Source organism: Lentzea sp. NPDC006480 (assembly GCF_040611995.1).
In the GTDB taxonomy this organism is placed as follows: domain Bacteria; phylum Actinomycetota; class Actinomycetes; order Mycobacteriales; family Pseudonocardiaceae; genus Lentzea.
This window is the reverse complement of record NZ_JBEXPJ010000076.1, coordinates 1-23,478: the sequence shown is the minus strand read 5'-3', so window position 1 is coordinate 23,478 and position 23,478 is coordinate 1. Positions and strand designations below refer to the sequence as shown.

Below are 23,478 nucleotides of genomic sequence, written 5' to 3'. Positions count from 1 at the left end.
GTTCACGACTCCCGCAGCACGTCGTGCAGCTTCACCCAGGTGGTGCCGCGCGGCTTCCACTCGCGCGGGTAGCCGAGCGAGACCTCGTCGAACCGCACGCCGTCGTAGTGCGTCGTGCGCGGGATGTGCAGGTGGCCGTAGACCATCTCGACGGCGTTGAACCTGCGGTGCCAGTCGGCGGTCAGGGTCGTGCCGCACCAGAGCGCGAACTCGGGGTAGCGCAGCACGAACGTGGGGTCGCGGACGAGCGGGTAGTGGTTGATCAGCACGGTCGGTCCGGAGATGGCGCTGAGGCGTTCCGCGGTCTCCTCGACACGTGCCTGGCACCAGGCCTCGCGCGACGGGTACGGGTCGGGATGCAGGAAGTACTCGTCCGTGCACACGACGCCAGCCTTGTGCGCGATCTCCAGAGCCGATTTCACGTCCGTGGCACCGTGTGGCCGGAAGGAGTAGTCGTAGCCCAGGAACAGTGGACACACAGTGACCGGACCGTTCGGCCCCTGGAACACCTCGTAAGGGTCCTCCGGGGTGACCACGTCCAGGCTGCGGCACAGCTCCACGAGCTGCTTGTAGCGCATCTCGCCGCGGGCCTGGTTCTCGTCGTCCTTGGTGGTCCAGAGCTCGTGGTTGCCGGGCGACCAGATGACCTTGCCGAACTTCGGTGTGAGGGTCCTGAGGGTCCACTCGACATCGGCGAACTTCTCGCCGATGTCCCCGGCGACGATCAGCCAGTCCGCGGGGTCGGGCGAGGCGATCGCCTCCACGACGTCACGGTTGTCCTGGTACGAGACGTGCAGGTCGCTGGTGGCCAGAAGCTTCACAGTTCGAACGGTATCCGGGACGTCAACGACCGGATCATTACCGCCCGATGGGAGGTGCGCTCCGTGAGCGGTCGGTTCCACTCGGTCGTGGTTCGCGGCACCCGACCGGTTATCCGTTCGTCGCAGACAGTGGTCCACTCGTCTCAACAGGGGAGGCCGTGTATCGCCGTCGCACGTCCGCTCATCGCCTTTTACGGTCTACCTACTTACCTGTTTTCAAACCACCTTCTTACTGTGAGCGCTGTCACCTGACGGAAAAGTCCTGGTGGAGGACCCACTCATGACCGACTCACAGTTCGCTCGCACCCCGGACCCGCGACTCGCGCGGCAGGTCCCGCCCCGTCAAGTGCCTCAACGGCCTCTTCCCCCACGTCAGGCCCCGGTCGGCCAGGTGCCGACCCGCTACGGCCAGCCCGTGGACCCGCGTCTTGCGGGCAACCCCTCGTTCCGCCGCACGGTCGGCGCCGAGATCGCCCGCCACGCCCAGCAGCACTCGGCCTACGCCGTCCCCCAGCGCCGCACCACGGCCGAGGACACCGCCCTGGCCACGCTGCTGCGCTCCCGTCAGCGCGCCGAGTCCGCCCGCCAGGACGCCCGGCCCGTCGACTCCGCGCCGCGCCAGGACTCCTGGATGCGCACCTCCTCGTGGCCAGAGCACAGCTGCGAGACCGGTCGCGGTGACGTCATCGAACAGCTCTCGGCACGCCTGGTGTCGGCGAACCTGTGGGCAGTGGTCGAGCCGATCATCCCGCCGGCCAAGGTGCGCCGCCAGGGTGGTGGCCGCGGCCGCGTCTGCAACCGCGCGGTCTTCACCGCGATCGTCTTCGTTCTTTCTTCCGGCTGCGCGTGGCGGCACCTGCCGGCGTCGTTCGGCGTGACCGTGCCGACCGTGCACCGCCGCTTCCAGGAGTGGACCGACCTGGGCCTGTGGGTTCGCCTGCGCCGTGCCGCGGCCGAGGGGGCCTGCGGGACCGACGAGATCGACTGGATCCGCGCGGTGCTGGACGCGGCCGACCGCCGTGCCGCGAAGGCCGCCAGCTGATCTTCCCCTGATCGTCGTCGGGGTCGCCCTGAGGAAGGGCGGCCCCGGCGTTTTGTTGCCCGAAATAAAAGTTCACATTGCTAACTATCTACCGCTCATCGCGCTTGTGACCGCTCATCGCGGGCTGAGCGGTCACAGCCACCAGGGCCCCCGGCTCTCCCATTCGGCCAGTTTCGCGAGAGCGGCGTCCTGCGTTTCCCCCGGTGGCAGGGCCAGGAGAAGGTCGACGCCGTGTCGCTGCAGCCAGTACCAGATCACGTTGTCGGCGGCTTCCTTCTCGAAGTCGTCGATGAGGTAGGACCACGACACGTGGCCGTGGAGCAGCTCGCTGAGCTGACGGGCCGCCGCGACCCCGCCAGTGGCCGACCACGTGGTCAGCCACCGCTCCACGTCTTCGCTCAGATGGCTGACGACGGAGAGAACGTCGGTCACGTGGACCGGGCTGGGGTGCTCGGTGATCGTCGCCAGCCACCACGCCCGCAGCACGTCCTCGACGGCGGCGCGCCGGTGCGGTGGCCACTCGGGCCACCCGGCTTGCCGGAACCGCGCGGGGATCTTGTCCGTGTACCCCACCAGCTCCCCGCTGGTGAGCAGCCGCAGGACGCGCGGCGCCCAGATCCGCATCTGCTCGACCATGTCGAAGTCGTCGACGAGCACGTAAGGGCCGTACCAGACGAAGATGTCGAACCGATCCTTGATCGTGAACGGGTCGTCCGCCGGTCCTGGGTCGTCGGGGAAGGCGTCGGGCAGCCGCAGCAGTGCGGCAGTGAGGTCGTCCATCGCGTGGCCTGTCGGGACTCCGCACAGGGCGAAGATCGCGACATTACGCGATGCCGGGCCGGTCGTGCCGGTAGTTTCCCGCCATGAGCGCCTCGTTGCTGCGGTCGGCCGACGGTCTGGTCGGCATCGAGTACGGGCACTTCTACGTCGAGTCGTTCGGCCTGACCGAGCCTCCGCTACCGGCGTTCGAGGACAACTCCGTGCTGTCCGTGGTCGACGACGCCTTCGCCGTTTGCGTCCCGGCCTTGTTCCCGCGGCACGTGCTGGTGCGGATCGAGTCGTGGGACGGCGACCCTGGCGGTGAGGCGACGGACGACCGCGTCGTGCACTTCAGCGATGTGTCGATCGCCGCGCGGGCCGTCATGGCCACCGAACCCGAGACTCGCACGCTGGAACTCCCGGCACCGGGCACCTACCGCGTGCGCGTGCACCGCTTGGACACCGAACACGTGGTGCTGCGCCTCTGGCCGACGGCCGAACCGGCGCACCCGCGTGAGGCCGCGCCGACCGAGCCGGGCGAGCAGCGCCGGGCACTCGGCGACTGGCTCACATCCCGTTGATGCCCGCGTGGTACTTCGGCACGCGCACGGTGATCTTCGTGCCCAGCCCGCACGCCGTCTCCACCACGAGCCCGTACTCGTCGCCGTAGACGCGCCGCAACCGTTCGTCGATGTTGCCCAGCCCGATGCCCGCGGACTCGTCCACCTGCCCGGCCAGCGTCCGGCGCAGCTTCTCCGGGTCCATGCCGATGCCGTCGTCCTCGATCGTGATCTGGGCTTCGGCGCCGCTGTCGTTGGCGTGGATCTGGATGTGGCCGGGCTCGACCTTGCCCTCCATGCCGTGCCGCACCGCGTTCTCCACCAACGGTTGCAGGCACAGGAACGGCACCGTCACCGGCAGCACCTCGGGAGCCACCTGCAGGGTCACCTTCAGCCGTTCCCCGAACCGGGCCCGCTCCAGAGCCAGGTACTGGTCGATGGAGCGGAGTTCCTCGGCCAGGGTCGTGAAGTCACCGTGGCGGCGGAACGAGTAGCGGGTGAAGTCCGCGAAGTCCAGCAGCAACGTCCGCGCGCGCTCCGGGTTCGTGCGGACGTAGGAAGCGATGGCGGACAACGAGTTGTAGATGAAGTGCGGCGAGATCTGCGCGCGCAGGGCACGTACTTCCGCCTCGACCAACCGGGTCCGCGACCGGTCCAGCTCGGCGAGCTCCAGCTGTCCGGCGGCCCAGCGCGCCACCTGGTTCGTGGCCCGGACCAGGCCTGCCGAAGCCTCGCGGGAGTAGGCGGCGAGGGTTCCGACGACCCGGCCCTCGACCGTGAGAGGGGCGACGACCGCGCAGTTGATCGGGCAGTTCGGTTCGGTGCAGCCGATGTCGAACGCCTGGGTGCGGCCGGTCAGGAACACGTCCTCGGCCTGCGTCATGGCATCGGCGGCGTGGTGGTCCGAAACGCCTTCCCACGCAACGACTTCCGTCTCGTCGGTCAGCGCCAGCGCGGGCGTGTCCAAAAGCGTCCTCAGGTGCCGCGCCGACTTCTTCGCCGCGTCGGGGACCAATCCGGCGCGCAGGGGAGGGGCGGCGGACCAAGCGGTGTGCAGTGTTTCGTAGGTGACGCGCTGGGCCTCGGTCGAGAGCGACTGCTTGTTGCGCGTGCCTCTCCACAGGACGAGCACGGCCGCTCCGCCCACGATCAGGATCGCGGCGGCGGTGAGGAAATCCTGCATCTCACATCACCTATCCAGCTTCTCGTCGGACGACGACGAGGGGCCTGAGCCCTCCAGCCCGAGGTTCTCGGGTGCGTGGAGCTTGACCATCGTTCGTTGCACACCAGGCGGTACGTGCCGCGGCGTGAGCAGCGAGACGACGTACATGACCGTGAAGCCGAGCGGCACCGTCCACGCGGCGGGACGCGAGAGCAGCACCGTGTACCAGGAGTTGCCGGTGTCGGTGAACATCGTGACCAGGCCCGCGGTCAACGCCGGGACGCCGCCCGCGAGCATGCCCGCGATGGCGCCGACGGTGGTGATGCGGGTGGACCAGATTCCGAGCATCAGCAAGGGGCACAACGAAGACGCGGCCACGGCGAAGGCCAGGCCGACCATGTCCGCGACCGGCATGCCCGAGGACACGAACGTCATCGCGAGCGGCACGATGCCGGCGAGCACGGTGGAGATCCGGAAGCCGCGCACGCCGCCGAGCCGCAACACGTCCTGCGACAGCACGCCCGCCAGCGACACGACCAAGCCGGAGGACGTCGAGAGGAACGCCGCGAAGGCGCCACCCGCCACCAGCGCGCCCAGCAGCTGGCCGCCGATGCCGTCGATCATCCGCGTCGGCAGCACCAGCACCACGGCGTCGGTCTGGCCCGTCATCAGCAGCTCTGGTGTGTAGAGGCGGCCGAGCGCGCCGTAGATCGGTGGCATCAAGTAGAACACCGACAGCAGACCCAGCACGATCAACGTCGTGCGGCGCGCGGCGGTGCCGTTCGGGTTGGTGTAGAAGCGGACGATCACGTGCGGCAGGCCCATGGTGCCCAGGAACGTCGCGATGATCAGCGAATAGGCGCCGTACAAGGGGAACTTCTCGCCGCCGGACTCCGGCAGCGCCCACATCGCGTTCGTGTTGTGGTTCATCGTGGACAGATGCGGGACCGGGGCGCCCTGCGGGAACTTGAACTCCGACCCCAGTCCGATGCGGTGGTAGCCGCTGTTCAGGGTGAGCCCGGTGTTCTCGATGTGCGTGTCGTCGATCCGGCCGCTGCCGTTGATGAAGATGGACTGCTCGACGTGGATCGAGGTGTCCTTGTGGAACTTGACCACGGTGTCCTGCGGGAAGTGCGGGAACTCCGCCTTCGTCAGCGACTCCGCGCCGTGCACCTGCCAGACGACGATCAGGAACATGATCGGCACGGTGATCGCGGTCAGCTTGAGCCAGTACTGGAACGCCTGCACGAACGTGATCGAGCGCATGCCGCCGGACATCACGTTGGCGGTGACGACGACCGTGACGATCAGCGCGCCCACCCAGTCCGGCGCGCCCGTCACCGTGTTCAGCGTCAGGCCGGCGCCTTCCAGCTGGGGCAACAGGTACAGCCAGCCGATCGCCAGCGCCAGGATCGACGCGACCGCGCGCACGACCCGGGACCGGAAGCGGGCCTCGGCGAAGTCCGGCAACGTGTAGGCACCGGAGCGCCGCAGCGGCGCGGCGACCATCGTCAGCAGCACCAGGTATCCGGCCGTGTAGCCGACCGGGAACCACAGCATGTCCGGCCCGTAGGCGAAGATCAGCCCCGCGATGCCGACGAACGACGCGGCGGAGAGGTACTCGCCGCCGATCGCGGATGCGTTCCACCACGGGGAAACCGTGCGCGACGCGACGTAGAAGTCCGACGTCGTGCGGGAAACGCGCAGTCCGTAGGTACCGATCAGGATCGTGCCCAGTGCGACGACCACCACCGCCACGATGGCGTAACCACTCGTCATGGACGTTCGACCAGCTCCGCGAACTCGCGTTCACTGCGCTCGGCCTGTCGCACGTAGAACCAGCCGGCCAGCAGGAGCATCGGGAACGTCGCCACGCACAGCAGGAACCACGGCAGCCCCAGGCCCAGCACCCGCGCCTTGCCGAGTTCCGGCTCGATCGAGAACAGCAACGGCAGGATGCCCAGACTCGCGCACACCACCAGCACCACCGAGAGGCCGAGCCGCCGTTGCGCGCGGATCAGCGTGCGCATGTAGACGGCACCGAGCTCGCTCTGCTCGTTGATCTCCCGCGTGCCCGAGTACGGGCGGCGGGCACGCGGTGCCCTCGTGCGCGGGCTCGTCACCACCACACGCTGAGTCGGCTTTTGCGGTGGTGGCGTGGTCATGACCCCAGCCCGTTCCTCGGTTGCACGACGCCGGCGGGCGTCGCACCGGACACAGGAGTCGGCCGGGCACGCCGCACCAGCAGCTGGCGCAGGTGGCGGGCGTGCCGGCGGCTGACCGGCAGCACCGCGCCGCCGATCGTGACGCTGAGGTGGCCGTCCTCCAGGCGCAGCTCGTCGATGTGGCCGAGCGACACCAGGTGGCTGCGGTGGATGCGGACGAATCCCGCGCTGCGCCAGCGTTCTTCGAGTCCGTTCAACGCCGCGCGCACCAGGCCGCTGCCGGTCGCGGTGTGCAGGCGGGCGTAGTCGCCGTGCGCCTCCACATAACGGATGTCGGCGAGGCGGATGAACCGCGTGACGCCACCGAGCTCGACGGGGATGACCTCGTCACCCATCTCCGGCGGTGTGGAGTTCGCGGGCTGCGCGGGCGTGGCCGCCACGGGTTCGGTGGGAGTCTTGGAGTCCCAGACCTCGTGCACGATGCGGTGCACGGACTCGGCGAGCCGCTCCTGGCGCACCGGCTTGAGCAGGTAGTCGAGTGCCTTGAGCTCGAACGCCTCGACGGCGGGCTGCTGGTGCGCCGTCACGAACACGACGGGCGGCGGCTGCGCGAAGCGGGAGAGCACGCGGGCGAGGTCGAGACCGTCGAGGCCCGGCATGCGGATGTCGAGGAACACCGCGTCGAGCGGCTGCCCGGCGTCCATCGCGCGGTGCAGCACCCGAAGCGCCTTCGTGGCGTCGGTGACCGCTTCGACGTGTGCGATGCGCGGATCGGAGCGCAACAGGTACACGAGGTCTTCCAGCGCGGGTGCCTCGTCGTCGACGGCGAGCACCCGGAGGGAGCGCTCGAGGCTGCCACGTCGATCCGGCCCCTCGCAGATGGGGCAGGGCAGACCTGAGGTCATTCGAGATCGAGTCCAAACTGTGTACGGCCGATCCTCACGTGGCGGCGATTAGACCACGCTCGGTCATCGCGCGCCTGGTGAGCCGAGGGCGTCGGATACGCGATCATGCCCCCTCACGGAGGGTGACCCGCTGCGGGGGTCCGATTGCACAACGTGTGCACGACTCCACCCCCTCACGCCTGAAAAGCCCGATCGGGCGCATCATCCGTCAGGGGGAGGAGGTGCGGAAACCCTCCGATCGGGTGTGTCTCGGAGGGGAGCCGGAACGCGCTATCACCCAGCGTGCAGTTGCCTGGTCAGGTTCACGGCCCGAGCGGGCTCGCTCAGGACTGGCGGAGGGCTCGCGGCTGGGCGGCCAGAGCGTCACCGAGCGTGATCTCCAGCTCGATGAACGACTCCTCGGCGCGGCGGGCGGCGACGCTCACCGACGCGGCCGCGGCCGGGCCGACGAGTCTGCGGGTGGGCGCGCGCAGTGCCTGGATCGCCTCGGACCACTGGTTCGAGAGCTTGGCGAGACCGCTCAGCGCGTCGACGAGGTCGTCGGTGTTCTCCGGCGGTGACGCGATGATCTCCGCCAGCCGGTCGCGCAATGCGTCCAGTGCCGGGTCCACGGATTCCTCCCGTCGGGAGACAATTACCCCCACTGAGCAACACCATATCTCGACCGCAGTGGTCCAGCGCAATGATGTTGCCCCAGCAGGACCACCCGGTCAATCGCGCACCATTCCGTCTCAATTGGCGCTCGTCTCAACTGGCGCGCTCTTATGGCGGCGGGCTGAAATGAACTGGTTTCGACGTTCGGTCAGGTCAGCTCGACGCGGTGTCGGTTCTACGTGCCTGGTAGGCCAGGTGGCGCTCGGGGTGTTGGGCCGAATCGGTGTGTCCTGGGTCGCATCAATCACGGCATTGCGTTCCCCGGTCGGGTACTTCTCGGCGGACGTATTAACTCTTTTGCTGCAGTGTTCAGTCGTTCGGGTTCATACAGGATTATCGAACGGTTCAGCGCGGGTGGCGCAGCAGTCGTACTCCCCGCAGCTCCAGTCGTGCCGCGCCGTCGGCGTCCGTCAGCAGAACGTCGCACTCGGCGTGCCCGTCGTGCACTCTTCCGGCGGACAGCGTTGCCTTTCCAGGCGCGGAAAGGAGCCCGGTGCGGTGCACCCTGACCTGGTGCACGTTCGTCGCGACCGCGGTGCCGCCGAACTCCTCGCCCGCCCATTTCACCGCGATCAGGAGACATTCGTCGGTGGCGGCCGGGTCGGTTCTGCTGTGTTCGAGGGGCCAGCCCAGTGCTCGGGCGCCACGCACAGTGACAATCGGCGTGTTCCCGGGCCGAACCGGCGGGCTGGGGTGCGCGATTCTGGCACGGCCGTGCAGGACGGTGGAGACGAGCGCGAGCCGCTTTCCCTGACCGCGCACGGTGATCGGGCCGGTTGCGGCGCCCAGATCGCGCAGCAACGAGACGTCGCGCAACGTAGTCGCGCCCGACGCGGCGGCGAACCACTCGATCAGCCACGCGAGCGGGCTGTGGGAGGCGTCGACGAGGGGGCTGGCGTTGACCTCCGCCCGGAAGTCGCGCCGCGGTGGCGCTGGAGCGTCGTCCGCGGCCGGCAGCGGAGTGCGTTCGAAGATCAGCTCGTGGCGTTCGTCCGGGTATCCGGCCGCTTCCGTCGCGCCGCCGTGCAGGAGCTCGGTGGTGATGAGCTCGGCGGTGCGCGGGCCGCGTGGGACGTCGAACGCGCGGATCGTGCTGTCCGGCCACGCCGATCTGAGGTGGCGGGCGAAGCCTTCGAGTCCCGCCGCCTGCTCCCGGGTCGTGCCGCTCTGCCCGAAGTCGCCGCCGGTGTCCTGGACGGTGACGAAGAGCCGGCGGACCTCGCGTGCGGCGTGCAGGGCCTCGGCGTGGACGTGGGTGACGTCGTCGCGCAGGCCGCCGAGGAAGATCACGCCGGTCGCGCCGTACGGGACCTCGTCGACGACCGTGGCCGCGATCCCTTGTGCGGCGAGGTTCGCGCGTAACCGCTGCGCGGTGCCGCGGCCGTCGTCGGTGATCACGAGCGTGCCGCGCAGGTCCGCCGTGCGCAGTCCGGGAACGGGGCTCGGCCGTGCGGTCCGGACGTAGCGGTGTTTCGTGGCACGGCCTTCGACCGCGGCCTGCAGCTCGCCGAGGGTGCGGAAGGCGAGGAGGTCCGCGACGGCGATCTCCGGCAGGTTCCCGACCTGGGTTCGCAGTGCGGCGAGAAGCTCGACGCGGGCGAGCGAGCCGAGGCGCAGATCGTCGGTCAGGTCGAGTTCCGCGGTGAGAACTGCGGCCGGCCGTCCTGTCCGCGCGGACACGAGTGCCAGCAGCACGTCGCGCACCTCATTCCTGTGCTTTGTGTCCGGGCGACGGTACCGCAGTGGAATGGCCTTTCGCCCGCACCTGCCGACTTGCGCCGGAATTTCGCCGCCGTGCACAACCCAAGGCTGTTCGTGTCTCATTAGGATTGAGCCGGAGCGGTTGCATTTGCGGGCAAACGAAGTTATCTGCTGCTCTGTTCGAGTGATCACCTGCCTGGTTTGCCCAGTTCAGGGCAACTCCCGGTAGTTGACCTCGCTCGACGCCTGGGATGAATGGGGAATGTTCGCGCCCTGTCCGAGTCAAGGAAGTTGTCTTGTCGTGACACTTGATTGCTCATATTCGCCGATCTTCGGGTACTGGCGGGTTCCGCAGTTCGGGCAGGCATTGCTACGGTCCTACGGCTGAAAGTCACCGTGGTCAGGATCGGGCATCTCGATGAAAACCGGCACTTCGCTCGGCACTGTTGTCTCCGCGTTCCAGGCATTGTGGGAGCGCTCTCCCGAACAATTGTTGTTCACGTTCGTGGACGAGCGCGGCCGTGACGAGGAGGCCGTCACCGCCGCTGCTCTGGGCGAGGCGGCCTCGTCCATCGCGAGTGCCTTGAGAGGCTGGGGCTTCCAGCCCGGTGACCGCGCGCTGCTGGTCTACCCGCCGGGTCCGGACTTCGTGCGCGCCCTGGTCGGCTGCCTGGCCGCGGGCGTCGTCCCGGTGCCGGTCTACCCGCCGAACCCGGTGCGCCTGGGCAGTGACCTGGCCGGCTTCCGGTCCATCGTGGACAGTTGCGAGCCGGTGGCCGTGCTGACCAGCAGCGCCTACGAACGCGCCCGCACCGTCGGCGCCGTGACGGGTTTCTTCGATCGCTCCAAGCCGGAGTGGCCGCGCCTGCGCTGGCACCGCACCGACCGCGTCCGCCCGGCCTCCTTCGACTGGCACGCGGCTTCGGCGGACGACCCGGCGCTGCTGCAGTACACCTCGGGCTCGACCGCCGCGCCCAAGGGCGTCGTGATCACCCACGGCAACCTGGCCTGCGAGGTGGCCGCGAACGCCGGCGACCTCGGACTCGACCTGGACACCGTGGGCGTGTTCTGGCTGCCGCAGTACCACGATCTGGGCCTGATCAGCGTCATCCTGAGCACCCTGACCGGCAACTCGCACACGTACCTGATGTCGCCGCTGTCGTTCCTGCAGCGCCCTGCCTTGTGGTTCGAGGTGATGTCCCGCGTCGGCGCCACGCACACGGCAGCGCCGAACTTCGCGTTCGAGCTCGCGGTGCGCAAGACCTCCGCCGAGCAACGGGCTTCGTGGGACCTCAGCGCGCTGCGCGTGGTGATGTCCGCCGCCGAGCCGATCCGGGTGTCCACTGTGGACGCCTTCTACGCGGCATTCGCGGTGAGCGGCCTGCTCCGGTCGTCCTTCTACCCGGCTTACGGTCTCGCCGAGCACACGGTCAGCGTGTCGATGGGCGGTCAGGCGGTGCTGCGCCTGGATCGCGCGGCGTTGCAGCGCGGCGAGGTCGTGCAGGCCGCGGACGGGCTGCCGGTCGTGGGGTGCGGGCGGATCACCAAGCCTGCTTCGAGCGTGCTGATCGTCGACCCGTCGACTTCGGCGGTCTGTGCTTCGGACCGTGTCGGCGAGGTCTGGGTGACGTCGGGGACGAAGGCGGCGGGGTACTTCGGGCTGCCGGACGAGACTCTGCGGACGTTCGCGGCGCAGGTGCCGGGCGACTCGCGGTTGTACCTGAGGACCGGGGATCTCGGGTTCTTCTTCGACGGCGAGCTGTTCATCACCGGCCGGCTCAAGGACGTGATCATCATCAACGGCCGCAACCACTACCCGCAGGACGTGGAGGACTCGGTGCGGGACTGCCACGCCTCGGTCCGGCCGGGCGGGGTGGTGGCGTTCGGGGTGCCGGGGGAGTCGGGCGAGCGGCTCGTGCTGTTCGTGGAGACACGCGAGAAGAAGGCGCCTGCCGAGGAGATCGCGGAGGCGGTGCGGCGGCGGGTGTTCGAGACGCACGGGCTCGCGGTCGACGAGGTGGTGGTGGGCGCGCAAGGGCTCGTTTTGAAGACCACCAGCGGGAAGGTGCGGCGGCGCGCGTGCCGGCAGGCGTACCTGGAGGGGCACGCGTGATCGGGTGGTGCGGTGCGGTGGCGCGCGGTTCGGCAACTCCTCGGACTGGCGCATATGGCCACCCACCACACACACGCGTCTGGCCGGGTACCCCCAATTTCAAGTGTAGTGAGCGGGTCTGACATGAAGACGGTCATCGGTACGGGCTCGTTGACGGCTCACCACACACACGACACAGGCCGGGTTCCCCCACTTTCAAGCCCAGCGAGCGGGTCCGACAAGGCGAGCGGGCCGGAGGGACGGGCGTGAAGACGGTCATCGTCATCGGAGCCGGCGTCAGCGGCCTCACCACGGCTCGTGCGCTGGAGAAGGCCGGGCATCGGGCGATCGTGCTCGAACGTGGCGGCGAGGTCGGCGGCAAGTGCGCGTCGGTCGACATCGACGGGCACGCGTTCGACCTCGGCGGGCACGTGTGCACCACCAAGTACCAGCGGCTCGCGGCACTCGCGACCGAGCTCGGGCTCGACACCGAGCCCACCACGCCGCACCGGGTGTTCGACGCGCGGGCAGGCCGGTCGCGGCCGCAGAGTTCGGCGTTCTTCACCTACGAGAACTTCCAGCGGTACACACATCTCCGCGACACCCAGTTCCCGCGCCTCGGCGAACCCGGGCTCGCCCACTCGGCGAAGGCGCTCAGCGCCCCGGCGCGGCAGTGGCTCGAAAGCCACGGGCTGGAGGCCATGGCCGAGTCGTTCGGCGCCGGCTACACGGCGGCGGGATACGGGAGCCTGGACGAGATTCCCGCGCTGTACTTCCTCAAGTACGCGGAGATGACCGGGCTGTTGTCGAGCGCGCGCGATCTGCTCGGGCACGCCGGGAGCTTCACGATCAAGGGCGGCTTCGGCACGCTCTGGCGGAGAGTCGCGCAGGACCTCGACGTCAGGCTCGGCGTCAAGATCGAGCAGATCAGCCGCGGCGCCGGCCACGTCAGGGTCAAGGCCGGGGAGTGGATCGACGCGGACGCGCTGGTGCTGACCGTGCCGATCGACCAGGTGCCGGCGCTCGACGCGACGCCGGAGGAACGTGAGATCGCGGCCAAGGTCCGTTACCTGGACTACCGGACGATGATGTGCGCGGCCGAAGGGTTGCCGCGCGAGGCGTTCTCGCTCGTCACCCAGCCCGCCAAGGTCGTGTCGTTCCACCACAGGTACGAGGACAGCGACGTCTACGCGTGCTACGCCTACGGGGCGGACGACGACGTGTTCGACCGGGATGTGAAGGCACTGGGCGGCGAGATCAGGGCGCCGTACCTGCGCAAGGACTGGAAGTTCCTGCCGCACTTCGGGTCCGAGGACCTGAGCGACGGCGTCCTGGACCGCATCGAGGTCATGCAGGGCGAGCTGAACACGTTCCACATCGGCAGCCTGCCCGCGTTCGAACTGGTCGAGTGCACGATCGCGTACGCGGAAGACCTCGTCCAAAGGCACTTCACGCCGCAATCGGGCAGCCGCACCGTCACGACCGCGCAGACCATCCGCGAGTGGCTGATCAAGCACATCGCCGCGGAGCTCAAAGTGCCCACGATCGACGCCAGGGCCCCGCTCACCTCGCTCGGCCTGGAGTCGCTGTCGGTCGCGAGCCTGCAGAGCGAGCTGTCGGACTGGCTCGGCTTCCGGGTGCCGCACACGTTGTTCCTCGAACTGCCCACAGTGGACGCGGTCGCGGAACACCTCGCGCGCCAGGATGTTCCGGCAGAGGCGAACACCCTGGCACTTGCCCTCACCACGCCGCGGCCGTTCTTCTGCATCGGCGGCGCGGTCGGGGCGGCCTACTACCTGCTGCCGCTGGCCCGCGCGGTCGGGCAGGGCCAACCGTTCTACGGGCTGCAGGGGCCGGGCTTCGACGGCAGCGAGGAGCCGGTCGACGACGTCGAAGAGCTCGCGATCCGGTACGTCCAGGAGATCAAGCGGATCCAGCCGTACGGGCCGTACCTCGTCGGCGGGCACTCGTTCGGCGGCGTCGTCGCGTACGAGGTGGGGAGGCAGCTCCGCAAACGCGGTGACGAGGTCGCGCGGGTCATCATGATCGACGCCTACCCCGCCGTGCCCGGGCAGCTGGAGCCGCCGTGGGACGAGCGCGCGGTCATCGAGGAGCTGTGGACGATCCGGCAGCACGCGTTCCAGGACAGCGGCGCACCACGACGACGCGTCGACCAGTCGCTGACGCCGAAGGAACAACGCGAGCAGCTCGGCCGGTTCCTCGGCGCGTCCGGCACCCGGCCGGTCGAGGAGCACATCGCCACGATCATGGGCGTCTACCAGGCACAGGTCGAGGCGCTGGTGCGCTACGAACCCCAGGCCAGCGACCTCAAGGTCACGCTGATCAAGGCCGACGGCAGCTTTCCCCAGGTGCTCAAGGACGACCGGCACGTCGAGCTGTTCTTCGACTCGCCGCGCAACGGCTGGGAACGCGTCGCCACGAGCGAGTTCGACGTCGTGAACGTGCCGGGCGACCACTTCAGCATGCTGGTGCCGCCCGCGCTCACCACCCTCGCCAACGCCGTGCGCGACGCCATCGCACAGGTGCCGCCGCCTCCACCACCACCCGCCGCGCACGTCGAGTCGTCCATCCACATCAACCCGATGCACCCGGACTTCCTCGCCGATCCGTACCCGTTCTACGCGCTGCTCAGGGACCTCGCGCCGGTCTACTACGACGACGCGCTCGACGGCTGGGTGCTCACCCGCCATGCCGACGTGACCGATGTGCTGCGCCGCACGACCGTCGTCCGCCCGTCCACCGCCACGCTGATGGCCCGGCTGCCGCAGGACGTCCTGGAGGAGATGAACCCGTTCATCCGCCGCCTGGACAGTTCACTGCCGTTCAGCAACAGGCCGTCGCACACCCGGCTGCGCAAGCTGATGAACCGCAGCTTCACCCCGCGTGCGATGGAACAGCGCCGAAGCCAAGTCGAGAACACCTGCCGCGAGCTGCTCGACGGCTTCACCGGCGGCGACTTCCTGACCGAGGTCGCCTACCCGTTCCCGGCCCGCGTGGTCATGGATCTCGTCGGCGTGCCACGAGAAGACCAGCGGCAGCTCACCCGCTGGGGCACCGACGTCATGAAAACGCTGGGGGAGGGCCAGTACGGCACCGACCCCATCGCCGTCGCGCACGCCTCGTCCGCCGCGATGGACGACCTCATGGACTACCTGCGCGAGCTGATCACAACACGACGCCGGCAACCGTGTGACGACCTGATCTCCGAACAGCTCAAGGCCTCCGACGAGGACCTGTTCGGCGAGCGCGGCGAGTGGGACAGCGACGACGAACTGGTCGTCAACATCATCTCGCTGATCAACGCCGGCCTGGAGACCACCGCGAACTACCTCGGCAACGGCACCCTCGCCCTGCTGCGCAACCCGGACCAGTACCGGCTCCTGCGCACCGAGCCGATCGCCACGACGGCAGCGGAGGAACTGCTCCGCTACGACTCACCCGCGCCCATCATCACCCCGCAGCTGGCGAGCGAGGACCTGGAGATCGGCGGCCACCAGATCAAGGCGGGCGAGCTCATCTTCCCGGTGCTCGGCGCGGCCAACCGCGACCCCGCCAAGTACACCGACCCGGACACCCTCGACCTCACCAGGGAGTCCGCGGTCACCCACCTGACGTTCGGCGCGGGCATCCACTACTGCATCGGCGCGTTCCTCGGCCGCCTCGAAGGCCAGGTCATGTTCCCGATGCTGGCCGAGAAGTTCCCGAACCTCCGGCTCGATCCACGAGCGAGCGAACCCGAGTTCCGCCCCGACCCGGCGTTGCGCGGATTAAAGGAGCTGCGCCTGCTCACCGACCAGTGGTAGACACCCGCCGTGCACAACGCTCTGGAGTTCCTCGATCTGCTTCGTCTGATCGACGAACGGTCGGCCGCCTTCCGCAAGGCCATCGCGAACGCTCCCAGCCTCGACGCGCAGGTACCGACCTGTCCGGCGTGGACGCTGCGAGACCTCGCGCACCACATCGGCACCGGCCGCTACGTCTGGGCCGCCACAGTCGCCGCGGGACCCGCCACGGCCAAGGCGACGCCGGACGTCCCGGCCGCGCCTGTGGACCGCGACGCCCTCGTGGCGTGGCTGGCCGACGCGGCCGAGCAGCTGCTGGCCGCACTCCGCGAAGCCGGTCCGGACCGCGAGTGCTGGGTGGGATGGACCGACTCGCAGTCGCCGCGCACCACCGGAGCCGTTGCCCGGCACCAGGTCCAGGAGATCGCGGTGCACACCTACGACGCTCAGCTCACCGTCGGCGACCCGCAGCCGCTGCCGGACGAGGTGGCGCTCGACGGTGTCGACGAGTTCCTGGTGACCTGCGTCGCCACGACCAGCGCGTGGCCGCACGAGCCTGCCACGCTCCACTACCGAGTTCCCGAGGGCCGCTCCTGGAGCATCCGGTTCGACGCGGACGGCGCACGGATCGGCGTGGTCGACGGTGAGGCCGACGTGTCCGCCACGGCCACGGCCAGTGACTTCGTGCTGTGGTTCTACGGCCGCCTCGTACCGGACTCGCTGAAGCTCGACGGCGACGTGCGGGTGATCGACCAGCTCATCGCCTGGGAGCCCTGAGCAGGACAAGGGGTGCTCACGAGACCGTGAGCACCCCGTTGAGCCACTAGGACGCGGAAGGCGTGCCCCGCGTCTCGTCCTCCCAGCCCAGCACCGGGAAGTCGAACGCGCTACCGGTCGACCGCAACGTCCACAGCTGCGTCTTGCCGTTCGCCGCTCCCACGACCGCGAGGTCTTCCTTGCCGTCGAGGTCGAAGTCGCCGGCGGTCACAACGCCGGTGTACTTGCCCTGTGACCACATGCGCGGGGTGAAGTTCGCGGCGGTGTGCACGAACACCGCTTGTTCGCCCACGACCACGACGTCACCGCGACCGTCTCCGTCGACGTCCGCACTGATCGGTGTCGCGCTGTCTGCGGGGTAGTCGTTGCCCTGCCAGCGGACCTCACCGGCTCCGAACCCGCTACCGGTCGAGGCGTAGGTGCGCAGCGAGCTGCCGGTGCCCTCGCTCCTGATCTCGGCGAGGTCGTCCTTGCCGTCCCCGTCGAAGTCCCCGGCGGAGATCTTGCCGCTGACGCCGTCCAGCCACGTCGTGGGTGTGCCGAGAGCGCCGCCGCGGAACACCTGCACGCGTGATCCGGTGGCCGCCGCGACGTCGGTCTTGCCGTCGCCGTCGAAGTCACCGGCCGTGAGCCTGGTGCTGTCCAGCGGAAGCTCACCGGTCCACGGGATGGGAGGCGCGTTCAGGCGGTTGCCGTCGGAGAGCATCAGCAGCATCCGGGTGTTCGCGCCATTCCGCTGGAACATGATCACGTCGGAGCGGCCGTCCCCGTCGAAGTCGCCGCGCACGTGCGGGCCCCACTGCTCCGGCCCCGACGAAATCCCCGGGTCGAAGACCTGGGTGCCGCTGTGGAAGCCGCCGTCGCGAGCCGTGACGTTCCACATCGTGTAGCGGCCGAAGTCGTTGCGCTCCATGAACGTCACGTCCGCGCGGCCGTCACCGGTGTAGTCGGCCCGCACGTGCGGCTGCGGCGTCACAGGCGCGCGTGCGAACAGATCCCAGTTCTTGTAGTCGCTGACGTTGCCCGCCCGGTCGACTGCCCGCGCGTAGAAGAACGACGTCCTCTGGTCGCGTGGCATCGTCACCGGGATGACCGCGCGCCCGTCGGGACCGGCCTTGACGAACGTGGTCGCCTTCTCCTGCTGCAACCCGAACTGGTAGCCGTAGACGTCGTCGCCCGCGGTGGCGGGGGACAGCGTGATCGTTCCGGTGGTGCCGGCCGGGATCGCGGACTGGCCGTTCGGGTAGTCGGTCGAGGAGACGCGCGGCTTGCCCGGCCTCACGCCGTCGACCAGGAGCCAGCACTCGGTGCTGTACGGGCTGGAGTCCGTGCCGTCACTGGTCTTTGCGCGGTAGCTGTAGACGTTTCCGTGTTGCAGCAGGCCCGACGGCAGTTCGGCCCACGAGAACCGCGCTCCCGAACCGGTGTAGACGTCGCTGGTGTGCACGGTCGTGCCCGCGGCGTCGCGGATCTCCAGCGTCGTGGTCAGGTTGTCGTCGTCGAGGTCCTTGGCGCTGCCCGAGAACTGGTTCGGCGGCGGCATCACCGTCGGCGCGTCCGCGGTGCCGCACGCACGCGGGTATGTGGTGCTCACCGTCGGCGCGCTCGGCGCGTTGTTGTAGGTCACCACGAGGAACACGCTGTCGTGCAGGATCACCTTGCCCTGCGCGGGATCGGTGTCCTGCGGAGCGCGCAGCCCGAAACCCATGGAGCCGTCACGGCGGTCGGCCGCCTCCTGCACCACCTGCCGGAGCTGGTCGCTGCGCAGCGCCAGCGGCATGTTGTACTGGGCGCACGCCTGCCCGGACCCGCTCGCCAGCCGGGTGCTCCAGTGGTCCTCGGACGTCCGCCACGTCAGCGGCTTCGCCGGGTCAACGGTCTTGGTCTGCCAGAGGTCCACCGGAGTCTCGTCGCACGACTCGGTGCGGTCGATCATGATCCGGACGGTCGCGTCGATGATCCGCGCACCCGCGAACTGCCGGGTGTCGAACTGGAACAGCGACCGCCACTGGCCGCCGTCGATCGCGCCCACCCGGACCGCGTCCCGGTGGGTCTCCCAGTACGACGTGTCCGGTTCGAGCTTGTTGACGTGCGTCCACGCGGACGGTGGTGGCGCATAGCCGATTGCCTGCGCCGGCGTCGTGATCAGTGTGCTGAGCAGGCCCAACAGGGCCAGCACGGACAGTGTTCTACGCATGAGCTCTCCCCCTCGCTCGTGTGTGTTCCACGCGCGAGGGAGAGGGTAGGTTGCCCTGCCTACAGGCGGCCTACATCGGTGATCGTCACGGCCGCCTCACCCAGCTCATCCGACGCCATCAGGTCGATCTCCGCGTTGAAGCCCCAGTCCTTGTCGCCGGCCGGGTCCTCGAAGATCTGCCGGCACACCCAGCGCTCGCGCTCGACGTTGATGATCAGGAACGCCGGGCCGCGCGCGTTCGGGCCGGCGCCGATCTGGTCGTGCTCCTCGAAGTACGGCTCCAGAGCGTCCATCCACTCCTTGGCCGTCCAACCGGACTCGTGGTCCAGCTCGCCCAGCGAGTACCAGTCGCGTTTCGCGGCCAGCTCGACGCGGCGGAACAGCGCGTTGCGGACCAGCACCCGGAAAGCCCGGACGTTGCTCGTGACGGCCGGCGGCAGGTCGACCCGCACCTCCGGGGCGTCCGGCGCGTCCGGGTTGGTGAGCTTCTCCCACTCGTCGATCAGCGACGAGTCGACCTGGCGCACCAGCTCGCCGAGCCACGAGATCAGGTCGTTGAGCTCCTCGGTCTTCGCCTCGTCCGGCACCGTCTGCGACATCGCCTTGTAGGCGTCCGCCAGGTACCGCAGCACGAGGCCCTCAGAGCGCGCCAGGCCGTAGAACGACACGTACTCCGTGAACGTCATCGCGCGTTCGTACATGTCGCGCACGACGGCCTTGGGGGAGAGCTTGTAGTCGTCGACCCACGGGTGACCGCGGCGGTAGGTGAACATCGCGGCGTCGAGCAGCTCGGCGAGCGGCTTCGGGTACGTGACCTCCTCCAGCAGCTCCATCCGCTGGTCGTACTCGATGCCGTCGGCCTTCATCGCGCCGATCGCCTCGCCGCGCGCCTTGTGCTCCTGCGCGCCCAGGATCTGCCTCGGGTCGTCCAGAATGGACTCGATCACCGACAGCACGTCCAGCGCGTAGCCCGGATCCTCGCGGTCCAGCAGCTCGATCGCGGCCAGCGCGAACGGCGACAGCGGCTGGTTCAGCGCGAAGTTGAACTGCAGGTCGACCGTCAGCCGGAAGTCGTCGCCGTTGCGCTCCACGACACCGGCCGCGACCAGCGCCTTGTACATCGCCAGAGCGCGGCGGATGTGCTTGAGCTGCTTCGCCCGGTCCTCGTGGTTGTCTTCGAGGAGGTGCCGCATGGCCTGGAACGCACCGCCGAGGGGACGGCCGATCACGTTCAGCAGCATGGCGTGCGAGACCTGGAACGACGACGTCAGCGGCTCGGGTTCGGCGCCGACGAGCCGCTCGAACGTCGTCTCGCTCCACGACACGAACCCGTCCGGCGCCTTCTTGCGGACGACCTTGCGGCGCTTCTTCGGGTCGTCGCCCGCCTTGGCCAGCGCCTTGATGTTCTCGACCTCGTGCTCCGGCGCCTGCACGACGACGGTTCCCACGGTGTCGAAACCGGCGCGGCCCGCCCGTCCGGCGATCTGGTGGAACTCGCGGGCCTTCAGGATCCGCGTGCGCGTGCCGTCGTACTTCGAGAGCGCCGTGAAGACGACCGTGCGGATCGGGACGTTGATGCCGACGCCGAGCGTGTCCGTGCCGCAGATGACCTTGAGCAGACCGGCCTGCGCGAGCTGCTCGACCAGGCGGCGGTACTTGGGCAGCATGCCGGCGTGGTGCACGCCGATGCCGTGCCGCACCAGCCGCGACAGGGTCTTGCCGAACCCGGACGAGAAGCGGAAGTTGCCGATCGTCTCCGCGATCGCCTCCTTCTCGGGCTTCGTCGCGACGTTGACGCTCATCAGCGACTGCGCGCGTTCGAGCGCGGCGGCCTGGGTGAAGTGCACGACGTAGATCGGCGCCTCGCGGCCGTGCAGCAGGTCCTCGATCGTCTCGTGCAGCGGCGTGGAGACGTACTGGAAGTTGAGCGGCACCGGGCGCTGGGCCGAACGGACCACCGCGGTCGGCCGGCCGGTGCGGCGGGTCAGGTCCTTCTCGAAGAACGTGACGTCGCCGAGCGTCGCCGACATCAGCAGGAACTGGGCCTGCGGCAGCTCGACGATCGGCACCTGCCACGCCCAGCCGCGGTCCGGCTCGCTGTAGAAGTGGAACTCGTCCATCACGACCTGGCCGACGTCCGCCGTCGCCCCGTCGCGCAGCGCGATGTTCGCGAGGATCTCCGCGGTGCAGCAGATGATGGGCGCCTGGTCGTTGACGCTGGCGTCGCCGGTCATCATGCCGACGTTCTCCGGCCCGAAGATCTCGCACAGCGCGAAGAACTTCTCCGAGACCAGCGCCTTGATCGGCGCGGTGTAGAAGCTGCGCTGGTTGGCCGCCATCGCGACGAGGTGGGCACCGATGGCCACCAGGGACTTGCCGGACCCCGTCGGCGTGCTGAGGATGACGTTGGCCCCCGAGACGAGCTCGATGACCGCCTCCTCCTGCGCCGGGTACAGCTGCAGGCCGCGCTCGGTCGCCCAGTGGGAGAAGGCGTCGAACAGTTCGTCTTCGTCGGCGATCGAGGTGAGCCGGTCCGTAAGTGCAGTCATCGCAGGTGAACTATAGGTGGTACGCGTACTCGGTGAACTCCCAGTCGGTCACGAACCGCTGGAACCGGGCCACCTCCTCCCACTTGAAGTCCACATAGGACCGCACGAAGTCCTTGCCCAGCACCTCGACCATCGCCGTGTCCTCCTCCAGATAGGCGAGTGCGTCGGGCAGCGTGGCGGGCAGCGTCGGGGCCTTCGACGGGTCGTAGCCGTAGCCCGCGGACGGCCGCGGCGGCTCGATCCGGTCGCGAATGCCCAGGTAGGTGGCCGCGATGAGACCCGCGATGCCGAGGTACGGGTTGGCGCTCGCGTCACCGAGCCGCAGCTCCAGTCGCGTCGTCTCTCCTCTTTCGGCCGGCACCCGGAGCATGGCGCTGCGGTTGTCGAGACCCCAGTCGATCAGCCACGGGGCGAGCGAGTCCGGGCCGAACCGCTTGTAGGAGTTGACCGTCGGGTTGAGCAGCGCCGCGAGGGCCGGGGCGTGCTTGAGGATGCCGCCGATGGCCCAGCGCGCTTCCTCCGAGAGGCCGTGGCTCGTCCCGGGCGCCTGGAACGCGTTGCGCCCGTCCTCCTCGTGGCACGACAGGTGCAGGTGGAAGCCGGAGCCGCCGCCGTCGTTGAACGGCTTGGCCATGAACGTGGCGAGCCGGCCTTCTCTTCTGGCCAGCTCCTTGACGCTCGTCTTGAACCGGAACGCGCGATCGGCCGCGTCCATGGCGGGCGAATGGACGAGGTTGATTTCGAACTGACCGCCCGCGTACTCGTGGTTGCCGCCCGTGGTTTGCAGGCCGGCCGAGCTGAGCGTGCGAAGAGTTCTCAGCAGATGACCGTCGGAGTCGCCCCGCCGGCCGGTGGCGTACACGTTGCCCGGCTCGTCGCAGTAGGGACGCCACCCGTTCGGGCGATCTTCGTCGGGTTCGCAGAGAAAATATTCCAACTCGGGACCGATCACCGGCTTGAGGCCCGTCGTCTCGAATATTTCCAGCGCCCGGCGCAGCACCTGCCGCGGCGATTCGTCGACAGGTCTCTCGTCCGCCGGGCTCACGGCGTCGCCGATGCACCACGCCACGCCCGGCTCCCAGGGGATGGGAAGCAGTGTGTCCAGGTCAGGCACCACGATCACGTCCGGCAGCCCGGCGTCGAGAACACCCCCGTTCTCGGTCGTCTTGCCTCCTGGAGTCGTGCTGTAAACGGCACGGCAGAACGACAGCCCCCGCTGCGTAACCGCTGGTAGATGCTCCACGAGCACGTCACGGCCCCGATCCGTGCCGAGCAGGTCGGGGAAGACGACGCGCACGACGTCGATCCCGTCGTCGCCCAGCCTTGCCGCGAGTTCCCGTGTCACCTGTTCACCGACCACGTCGAACTACCTTTCCGGCACAGTGTGTCGCTGGCGCGGAGGGGATAACGTCGAGGGGCAAACGCTATCGACCCGTCCGTGGAGTAAAGACCATGATCGGTCTCAGTGGGTGCTCCACACTCATCGTCCACCACGGGGCAACAGTCCGTAACTGGACGGGTGACGACCGTCACGAGATCATGCACGATGTGGGATCGTGATCAAACCGCGTGCGGACTGACTCGCACCACATCACAGACATAGTTCGGAACCGCAAGTATTGTGCCGGGAACACCTTGAGCTCGAGCACGGGAGACTTTGAGTTGTCTGGTCACCACACGATTGCCGAGACCGAGAAAGCCGTCCAGGCCAAGCTCGGTGCGGTGCCGCTGCATCGCGAGCAGATGGCGGCGGTGTCGAACATCCACCGCGCCGCTACCGCGATTCGCCAGCACCTCGAGAACTCGGTGCTGCGCACCAGCGATCTGACCTGGACCGGCTTCGTCGTGCTCTGGGTCGTGTGGATCTGGGGCGAGATGGAGACGCGTTACGTGGCCGAGGAGGCCGGGATCTCCAAGGGGACCCTGACGGGCGTCGCCAAGACGCTGCAGTCACGGGGCCTGCTGGAGCGCCTCGGGCACCCGACCGACGGGCGGCTGGCTGTTCTTCGACTCACCCCTGAGGGTGAAGAACTGATGGCCGACCTCTTCCCCAAGTTCAACGAGGAAGAGGTCTTCGTCAGCGACCCGCTGGAGTCGTCGGAGGCCCAGTCGCTGGCCGAGATGCTGCGCCGCATGGTGACGCACCTGGAGGCCAACGGCGAGCAGCGCCGCCTCGACCTGCGCGGAGACACGCCGCTGCCGCCGCGCCGGTCCAAAACTTCAACGCCCGCGTGCTCGCACTGGCCGAGGACGCCTCGCAGCCGCTGCTGGAGCGCGCGAAGTTCCTCGCG

The 23,478-nt window shown here is 68.8% G+C and carries 15 protein-coding genes and 3 pseudogenes; 7 read left to right on the top strand and 11 right to left on the bottom strand.

Annotation, left to right across the window (positions count from 1 at the left end; all coding sequences use genetic code 11):
* Positions 1-2: 2 nt before the first annotated feature.
* Positions 3-821 (bottom strand): metallophosphoesterase, encoded by an 819-nt coding sequence (locus tag ABZX92_RS26720; protein ID WP_355564797.1) that lies wholly within the window; start codon positions 819-821, stop codon positions 3-5.
* Between the two features lie 631 nt (positions 822-1,452).
* On the opposite strand from ABZX92_RS26720, the pseudogene ABZX92_RS26715 reads away from it, so the two are divergent.
* Positions 1,453-1,851: pseudogene (locus ABZX92_RS26715) on the top strand (transposase); the annotation flags it as partial.
* A 144-nt stretch (positions 1,852-1,995) separates the two neighbouring features.
* Here the strand turns inward: ABZX92_RS26715 and ABZX92_RS26710 are convergent.
* Complete coding sequence (locus ABZX92_RS26710; RefSeq protein WP_355564794.1) at positions 1,996-2,643, bottom strand: hypothetical protein; 648 nt, start codon at positions 2,641-2,643, stop codon at positions 1,996-1,998.
* Positions 2,644-2,726: 83 nt separating this feature from the next.
* Here ABZX92_RS26710 and ABZX92_RS26705 point away from each other — a divergent pair, with 83 nt between their 5' ends.
* Positions 2,727-3,203 (top strand): hypothetical protein, encoded by a 477-nt coding sequence (locus ABZX92_RS26705; protein ID WP_355564791.1) that lies wholly within the window; start codon positions 2,727-2,729, stop codon positions 3,201-3,203.
* Here ABZX92_RS26705 and ABZX92_RS26700 read toward each other — a convergent pair.
* The 6 genes from ABZX92_RS26700 to ABZX92_RS26675 all read right to left on the bottom strand — a co-directional run bounded on the left by ABZX92_RS26700 (position 3,190) and on the right by ABZX92_RS26675 (position 9,763).
* Positions 3,190-4,365 carry a histidine kinase gene (locus ABZX92_RS26700; RefSeq protein WP_045318289.1) on the bottom strand — a complete coding sequence of 392 codons (1,176 nt, stop codon included), beginning with the start codon at positions 4,363-4,365 and terminating at the stop codon, positions 3,190-3,192. The two genes, ABZX92_RS26705 and ABZX92_RS26700, sit on opposite strands and share 14 nt — an antisense overlap.
* A gap of 6 nt (positions 4,366-4,371) precedes the next feature.
* Entirely contained in the window at positions 4,372-6,123 is a 1,752-nt protein-coding gene (locus tag ABZX92_RS26695; RefSeq protein WP_355564788.1) for a cation acetate symporter, read from the bottom strand.
* Positions 6,120-6,467: a hypothetical protein gene (locus ABZX92_RS26690; protein ID WP_355564785.1), complete on the bottom strand. Its 348-nt coding sequence runs from the start codon at positions 6,465-6,467 to the stop codon at positions 6,120-6,122. Before ABZX92_RS26690 ends, ABZX92_RS26695 begins: the two co-directional genes overlap by 4 nt.
* 38 nt (positions 6,468-6,505) lie before the next feature.
* Entirely contained in the window at positions 6,506-7,414 is a 909-nt protein-coding gene (locus tag ABZX92_RS26685; RefSeq protein ID WP_355564782.1) for a LytTR family DNA-binding domain-containing protein, read from the bottom strand.
* Between the two features lie 323 nt (positions 7,415-7,737).
* Positions 7,738-8,025, bottom strand: coding sequence for a hypothetical protein (locus ABZX92_RS26680; RefSeq protein WP_355564779.1), 288 nt, complete (start codon positions 8,023-8,025; stop codon positions 7,738-7,740).
* A gap of 388 nt (positions 8,026-8,413) precedes the next feature.
* Complete coding sequence (locus ABZX92_RS26675) at positions 8,414-9,763, bottom strand: phosphopantetheine-binding protein (protein ID WP_355564776.1); 1,350 nt, start codon at positions 9,761-9,763, stop codon at positions 8,414-8,416.
* A gap of 424 nt (positions 9,764-10,187) precedes the next feature.
* On the opposite strand from ABZX92_RS26675, the gene ABZX92_RS26670 reads away from it, so the two are divergent.
* From ABZX92_RS26670 to ABZX92_RS26660, 3 genes are all read left to right on the top strand, one after another.
* Complete coding sequence (locus ABZX92_RS26670; protein ID WP_355564773.1) at positions 10,188-11,882, top strand: fatty acyl-AMP ligase; 1,695 nt, start codon at positions 10,188-10,190, stop codon at positions 11,880-11,882.
* Positions 11,883-12,127: 245 nt separating this feature from the next.
* Positions 12,128-15,685, top strand: a complete 3,558-nt coding sequence (locus ABZX92_RS26665; RefSeq protein WP_355564771.1) for a cytochrome P450 — start codon at positions 12,128-12,130, stop codon at positions 15,683-15,685.
* 9 nt (positions 15,686-15,694) lie between these two features.
* The gene (locus ABZX92_RS26660) at positions 15,695-16,441 is read left to right on the top strand and encodes a maleylpyruvate isomerase family mycothiol-dependent enzyme (protein ID WP_355564768.1); all 747 of its coding nucleotides are present in this window, start codon (positions 15,695-15,697) and stop codon (positions 16,439-16,441) included.
* 46 nt (positions 16,442-16,487) lie between these two features.
* Here ABZX92_RS26660 and ABZX92_RS26655 read toward each other — a convergent pair whose 3' ends face one another.
* The 3 genes from ABZX92_RS26655 to ABZX92_RS26645 are packed head-to-tail and all read right to left on the bottom strand — an operon-like array spanning position 16,488 to position 22,532.
* On the bottom strand, positions 16,488-18,638 hold the full coding sequence (locus tag ABZX92_RS26655) for a VCBS repeat-containing protein (RefSeq protein WP_355564765.1): 2,151 nt from the start codon (positions 18,636-18,638) through the stop codon (positions 16,488-16,490).
* Positions 18,639-18,697: 59 nt separating this feature from the next.
* The gene (locus ABZX92_RS26650; protein ID WP_355564762.1) at positions 18,698-21,187 is read right to left on the bottom strand and encodes a DUF3516 domain-containing protein; all 2,490 of its coding nucleotides are present in this window, start codon (positions 21,185-21,187) and stop codon (positions 18,698-18,700) included.
* A gap of 10 nt (positions 21,188-21,197) precedes the next feature.
* Positions 21,198-22,532: a glutamine synthetase family protein gene (locus tag ABZX92_RS26645; protein ID WP_355564759.1), complete on the bottom strand. Its 1,335-nt coding sequence runs from the start codon at positions 22,530-22,532 to the stop codon at positions 21,198-21,200.
* A gap of 398 nt (positions 22,533-22,930) precedes the next feature.
* Between ABZX92_RS26645 and ABZX92_RS26640 the strand changes: the two are divergent.
* Positions 22,931-23,131 (top strand): annotated as a pseudogene (locus ABZX92_RS26640) (MarR family winged helix-turn-helix transcriptional regulator); the annotation flags it as partial.
* A gap of 269 nt (positions 23,132-23,400) precedes the next feature.
* A pseudogene (locus ABZX92_RS26635) lies at positions 23,401-23,478 on the top strand (hypothetical protein); the annotation flags it as partial.